At 61.0% G+C, this 6513-nt stretch carries 3 protein-coding genes and 2 rRNA genes (1 of these 5 cut by a window edge); 2 read left to right on the top strand and 3 right to left on the bottom strand.

What is annotated here, in order from left to right; translation table 11 throughout:
- Positions 1-2936 (top strand): 23S ribosomal RNA (locus SD37_RS28255); it begins 198 nt to the left of the window's first position.
- 82 nt (positions 2937-3018) lie between these two features.
- Positions 3019-3135, top strand: a 5S ribosomal RNA gene (rrf, locus tag SD37_RS28250).
- A gap of 412 nt (positions 3136-3547) precedes the next feature.
- Here rrf and SD37_RS28245 read toward each other — a convergent pair.
- The 3 genes from SD37_RS28245 to SD37_RS28235 all read right to left on the bottom strand — a co-directional run bounded on the left by SD37_RS28245 (position 3548) and on the right by SD37_RS28235 (position 6505).
- Complete coding sequence (locus SD37_RS28245) at positions 3548-4264, bottom strand: SIR2 family NAD-dependent protein deacylase (RefSeq protein ID WP_044850176.1); 717 nt, start codon at positions 4262-4264, stop codon at positions 3548-3550.
- A 63-nt stretch (positions 4265-4327) separates the two neighbouring features.
- Entirely contained in the window at positions 4328-5533 is a 1206-nt protein-coding gene (locus tag SD37_RS28240; protein WP_044850120.1) for a L,D-transpeptidase, read from the bottom strand.
- Positions 5534-5638: 105 nt separating this feature from the next.
- Entirely contained in the window at positions 5639-6505 is an 867-nt protein-coding gene (locus SD37_RS28235; protein WP_044850119.1) for a patatin-like phospholipase family protein, read from the bottom strand.
- Between the last annotated feature and the right edge of the window lie 8 nt (positions 6506-6513).

The raw sequence follows: 6513 nt of genomic DNA, 5'->3' as shown, positions 1-6513 counted from the left end.
AACATCTCAGTACCCGTAGGAAGAGAAAACAACCGTGATTCCGTGAGTAGTGGCGAGCGAAAGCGGAAGAGGCTAAACCATGCACATGTCAAGCTGTCAGGCGTTGTGTGTGTGGTGTTGTGGGACCCGCCTTGAGAATTCTGACAGGTTCTCGGGTTTACGCGTGTGTTAGTGGAACGCCTTGGGATGGGCGACCGGAGTGGGTGAGAGTCCCGTACGCGAAAACACATGTTTGTGAATCTTGGTGGTGTTCCCGAGTAGCAGCGAGCTCGTGGAATTTGCTGTGAATCTGCCGGGACCACCCGGTAAGCCTAAATACTTCCTGAAGACCGATAGCGGACTAGTACCGTGAGGGAAAGATGAAAAGTACCCCGGGAGGGGAGTGAAAGAGTACCTGAAACCGTGTGCCTACAAGCCGTCAGAGCCCGAGCAACATCTTTGATGTTTACGGTGATGGCGTGCCTTTTGAAGAATGAGCCTGCGAGTTAGTGCTGCGTGGCGAGGTTAACCCGTGTGGGGTAGCCGTAGCGAAAGCGAGTCTGAATAGGGCGATTGAGTCGCGTGGTCTAGACCCGAAGCGGAGTGATCTACCCATGGCCAGGCTGAAGCGTCGGTAAGACGACGTGGAGGGCCGAACCCACTTAGGTTGAAAACTGAGGGGATGAGCTGTGGGTAGGGGTGAAAGGCCAATCAAACTCCGTGATAGCTGGTTCTCCCCGAAATGCATTTAGGTGCAGCGTCACGTGTTTCTTGTTGGGGTAGAGCTACTGGATGGTCTAGGGGCCTTACCGGGTTACCGAAATCAACCAAACTCCGAATACCAATAAGTGAGAGCGTGGCAGTGAGACGGCGGGGATAAGCTTCGTCGTCGAGAGGGAAACAGCCCAGAACACCAGCTAAGGCCCCTAAGTGTGTGCTCAGTGGGAAAGGATGTGGGATTGCCCAGACAACCAGGAGGTTGGCTTAGAAGCAGCCACCCTTGAAAGAGTGCGTAATAGCTCACTGGTCAAGTGGTCCTGCGCCGACAATGTAGCGGGGCTTAAGCACACCGCCGAAGCTGTGTCATTCATACAATACATCGGCTTCCGTCTTCGTGACGGTTGTCTAGTGGTGTGGATGGGTAGGGGAGCGTCCTGCATCCAGGGAAGCGGCGGCGGAAGCCAGTCGTGGAGGGTGTGGGAGTGAGAATGCAGGCATGAGTAGCGAATGCAGAGTGAGAAACTCTGCCGCCGGATGACCAAGGGTTCCTGGGCCAGGCTAATCCGCCCAGGGTAAGTCGGGACCTAAGGCGAGGCCGACAGGCGTAGTCGATGGATAACGGGTTGATATTCCCGTACCCGAGCACGTGCGCCCAGGATGAGGCGGTTGATACTAACCACCCAAAGCCGGTTACCGATGTCTTCGGACGGAGGTTTCTGTGTGGAGCGTGGGATCTGATTCCGTAGTAGTCGAGTGATGGGGTGACGCAGGAAGGTAGCTCCGCCAGTGAGTGGTAGTACTGGTGTAAGCGTGTAGGCCGAAACATAGGTAAATCCGTGTTTCATCAAGGCTGAGACGTGATGCGTAGCCGATTGAGGTGAAGTAGAGTGATCCTATGCTGCCGAGAAAAGCCTCTAGCGAGTGCGTGCACGGCCCGTACCCCAAACCAACACAGGTGGTCAGGTAGAGAATACTAAGGCGATCGGGTGAACTGTGGTTAAGGAACTCGGCAAAATGCCCCCGTAACTTCGGGAGAAGGGGGCCAGGGTTCTTGAAGTCCTTTACGGACTAGGGAATCGTGGCCGCAGAGACCAGCGGAAAGCGACTGTTTACTAAAAACACAGGTCCATGCGAAGTCGCAAGACGATGTATATGGACTGACGCCTGCCCGGTGCTGGAACGTTAAGAGGACCGGTTAACCTTTCGGGGTGAAGCTGAGAATTTAAGCGCCAGTAAACGGCGGTGGTAACTATAACCATCCTAAGGTAGCGAAATTCCTTGTCGGGTAAGTTCCGACCTGCACGAATGGCGTAACGACTTTCCGGCTGTCTCAACCACAGGCCCGGCGAAATTGCACTACGAGTAAAGATGCTCGTTACGCGCGGCAGGACGGAAAGACCCCGGGACCTTTACTATAGTTTGGTATTGGTTTTCGGTTCGGCTTGTGTAGGATAGGTGGGAGACTGTGAAGCTGGCACGCTAGTGTTGGTGGAGTCGTTGTTGAAATACCACTCTGGTCGGATTGGGAATCTGAACCTCGGACCATGATCTGGTTCAGGGACAGTGCCTGATGGGTAGTTTAACTGGGGCGGTTGCCTCCTAAAGAGTAACGGAGGCGCCCAAAGGTTCCCTCAGCCTGGTTGGCAATCAGGTGTTGAGTGCAAGTGCACAAGGGAGCTTGACTGTGAGACAGACATGTCGAGCAGGGACGAAAGTCGGGACTAGTGATCCGGCACCACCTGGTGGAAGGGGTGTCGCTCAACGGATAAAAGGTACCCCGGGGATAACAGGCTGATCTTGCCCAAGAGTCCATATCGACGGCATGGTTTGGCACCTCGATGTCGGCTCGTCGCATCCTGGGGCCGGAGTAGGTCCCAAGGGTTGGGCTGTTCGCCCATTAAAGCGGCACGCGAGCTGGGTTTAGAACGTCGTGAGACAGTTCGGTCCCTATCCGCCGCGCGCGTAGGATACTTGAGGAAGGCTGTCCCTAGTACGAGAGGACCGGGACGGACGAACCTCTGGTATGCCAGTTGTCACGCCAGTGGCATGGCTGGTTGGCCACGTTCGGAAGGGATAACCGCTGAAGGCATCTAAGCGGGAAGCCTGTTCCAAGATGAGGTATCCCACCCCTTGTGGGTTAAGGCCCCCAACAGACCATTGGGTTGATAGGCCAGAAATGGAAGCACAGTAATGTGTTGTCGAGTTGACTGGTACTAATAGGCCGAGGACTTGCCCACAAAGATGTTACGCATCCACTCTACAGCTCTGAAACACCACACCGTTTGTGTGAAACGAACAGTGTGTGTTGTTTCGTAGTGTTTCGGTGGTCATAGCGTCAGGGAAACGCCCGGTCCCATTCCGAACCCGGAAGCTAAGCCTGACAGCGCCGATGGTACTGCAACCGAAGGGTTGTGGGAGAGTAGGACACCGCCGGACTAACATTAGAAAAGGCCCAGATCGGTCGAGAACCCCCGGTTCTCCCGATCTGGGCCTTTTCCTATACCCACCCCCACGCGTTTAGTCCTCTCAACGCACACCCGAGAGACCTACCTCCCGCATCCAGAGGACCAAACGCATGATCGGGGCGGGCCGCGGAGGTCCCCGACAGTGAGTCACCAGGCCGGTCACACGAGACCGTGTGGATTCCGGGACATCTAACGTCCCACAATCCACACACCCCCACCAACGGACCAGTCACACACCGCGAGCGAGGCCACCACTCCCCACCTCCAGAGGACTAAACGCATGACCGGACTCGGCTGCCCCCCGCGTTTAGTCCTCTAAAGGCGGGCGTGAGGGGGCTCCCCCCACGCATTTAGAGGACTAAATGCGAAGGGGGGCGAGGGGTTCAGGGGGTTAGGGCGGGGAGGGTTTCGCCGAGGGGGCCGCGGACGACGGCGGAGGCGAGGGAGTCGTAGGGCGTTTCGGAGCCGTTGCAGATCACGACGTCGGCGCCGGTCCGAGAGGCGACACTGACCAGCCCGGCCGCCGGCTGCACGCTCAGGGAGGACCCGGCCACCAGCAGGAGATCGCTCGCCTCGACGGCGAGACGGGCCGCGGTGAGCAGTTCCCGGTCCAGTTTCTGGCCGAACGAGATCGTGGCGGACTTCAGAATGCCGCCGCACACCAGACAGGGCGGATCGGTCTCGCCCGCCCGGACGCGCTCGAGCGCCGAGCGCATGTCCCGGTGGTCGTCACAGGACAGGCAGACGGACTCGAACATCGTCCCGTGCAGCTCCAGCACCCGCTCCGGCGAGGAGCCCGCCTTCTGGTGCAGCCGGTCGATGTTCTGCGTGACGATCTGCGTCAGCTTTCCGGACTCCTCCAGGCGTACGAGGGCACGGTGCGCGGCGTTCGGCTCGGCGTGCCAGCCCGGGTGGACCAGTCTCGCTTGCCAGGTCCGCTCACGGACCTCTCTGCTGCCCTGATACGCCTGAAGGTTCGACATCTTCTCCGCGGCCGGATCGCGGGTCCACAGCCCTTGCGGGCCGCGGAAGTCGGGGATCCCGGAGTCCGTGGAGATCCCGGCGCCGGTGAGTGCGACGACCCGGCCGGCGCCGGCCATGAGTGAGCGGGCCCTGCTCAGTTCGGCATCGGGGTCGGTGGTGGTCACCGGCCCATCATGCCCCTACTTGACGGCGCTGCCCGCTTGCCAGTCCGCCCACGACTTCGACCAGTCGCCGTAGAGGTCCCAGACCGGCAGCTGCGGGCCACCGGAGTTGGTCACCTCGACGACGTCCCCGAGGCCCATGTTCTGGTAGAACCACTGGGCGTTGGCGGCGTTGAGGTTAATGCAGCCGTGCGAAACGTTCGAGCTGCCCTGCGCGCCGACGCTGTTCGGGTTCTCGTGGACGAACTCGCCGTCGTTGGAGATCCGCAGCGACCACTTCTCGTTCGATTTGTAGTACCCCGGCTGGCCCTGGCAGACGCCGTAGGTGCACGAGTCCATCGTGTAATTCTCGTGTTTGTCCGAAATGACGTGCGCGCCCAAATGTGTCGGCGTGGCGTCCTTGCCCATGGAAATGGGCATCGATTTAGCGAGCTGGCCGTTGTGGAAGATCTGCATCTGCTCGGTGTTGCCGTCGGCCTTCGCGACCCAGGAATCGTGCACCTTGTAGGTCTCGGTGCGGTCGGTCGCGCCGTAGACGCCATTGCCGAAATCGACGCCGTAGATCATGGCCGAGACTTTCAGCGTCGTCCCCGGCTGCCAGTACACCTTGGGGCGGTAATGGACGTTCTTGTCGTCGATCCAGTACCAGGAGCCCTCCTGTTTCGGCGTGGAGTCCACCGACAGCTTCTTCTCCACCTCGGCCTTGTTCTTCACGGGCTGGCCGAAGGTGAACACGATCGGCTGCCCGACGCCGACACCGCCGGCGGCGACCGCCGCGGGGGCGGGGATGAGGTTCGGGTTCGCCTGCTGCTTCGGGTTCAGGGTGGAGACCCGGCTCTGCTGCTCGACCGGCTTCCCGTTGGTGCCCTGTGCGTGCGCCACGATCTTGTAGGTACTGCCGTAGCCGAGTGGTTCGACGGTCTTCCAGCTGAGCCCGTCGCCCGCGAGTTCCCCCTTCACCTGGTTGCCCTTGTCGGCGTTGGTGACGGTGACGTCGGTCAGTTTGCCGTGCTCGGCCTTGACGACCACCGGCGTCGCCGGATTGACGTCCGTACCGCCCGCCGGGTCAATGGTGACCGAAACCGCGCTTTCGTCCGATCCGGCACTGGTGCCGGACGAATTCGCGGTTCCGCTTCCGGTGTCGCCCGAGGACGAACAGGCCGAGATCAGCAGTGCCGCGGCGAGTATTCCGGCTGTCGAAAGTAATGTCTTCTTGGGAAACATGTGGGTCTCTCTTGAATGTATTCAGTCGCGTCGCTCGATCAGCGGAAAGTTCTCTTTCAAAAGTACGCGACGAAGAAGACGTGATCGATGCCGGATGGTTGCTTGTCACGCCACGACAAGACCGGGTGCGCCATAAAGTCCAGGGCCATCGATGCTCAATTCACCCAAATAGGTCGTCGCGGCTTCGTAGGCCTCGGCGGTCAGCGCCGCGGTGTGGCTGAAATCCAGCGGGCTGACCCGCACCGGCTTCGGTCCCGGCACGTAGACCACCGGCACCTCGGCCGCGGCGATCGGCGCCTCCAGCACGGCCTGGTTCCGCATGCTGATCATCGCGGTGAACATCATCACCTCGGCGAAGGTCTGCGGGGTCCCGGGCATCTTGCCGGGGAAGGCGCAGTCGAGGACGACGAGCGATTTCGCGCCCATCGCGAGCGCCTGGCGCATCGGCACGTTGGCGACCAGGCCGCCGTCGTAGAGCATGCGGTCCCCGTACGGCACGGGCGGATAGATGCCCGGGATCGCGCAGCTCGCCAGCAGCGGCGCCAGGACGGGCCCGGACCGGATGAGCAGCGGCTCGGCGGTGTCGACGTCCGTGGCGACGACACCCAGCGGCAGCGTGAGGTCTTCGAACCGGACGCCCTCGCCGATGTGCTCGTCGACGATCGCGGCGAGGCCGGTGTTGGGGAACAGGTTGGTCTTGCTGTGCCGCAGCGTCCGCACCTGGCTGAGCACCCCGCCGGGGAACGCCTCGTGCCGCGTCATCCGCGACCAGATCCGGTTCAGCCGGTCACCCGAATCGTCCCCGAGCGCGAGGACGGCGGCGTTCAGCGAACCGACCGAGGTGCCGACGACGAGGTCGGGGGTGATGCCGGCCTCCGAGAGCGCTCGCAGCATCCCGACCTGCATGGCGCCGAGGCTGCCCCCGCCGCCGAGGACGAAACCGATCGGCTGGGGCAGGTTCAGGGCGGCCATGCCCGGAA

Origin of the sequence: Amycolatopsis orientalis (assembly GCF_000943515.2) — a bacterium.
GTDB lineage: Bacteria > Actinomycetota > Actinomycetes > Mycobacteriales > Pseudonocardiaceae > Amycolatopsis > Amycolatopsis orientalis.
This window is presented reverse-complemented; position numbering and strand designations above follow the sequence as displayed.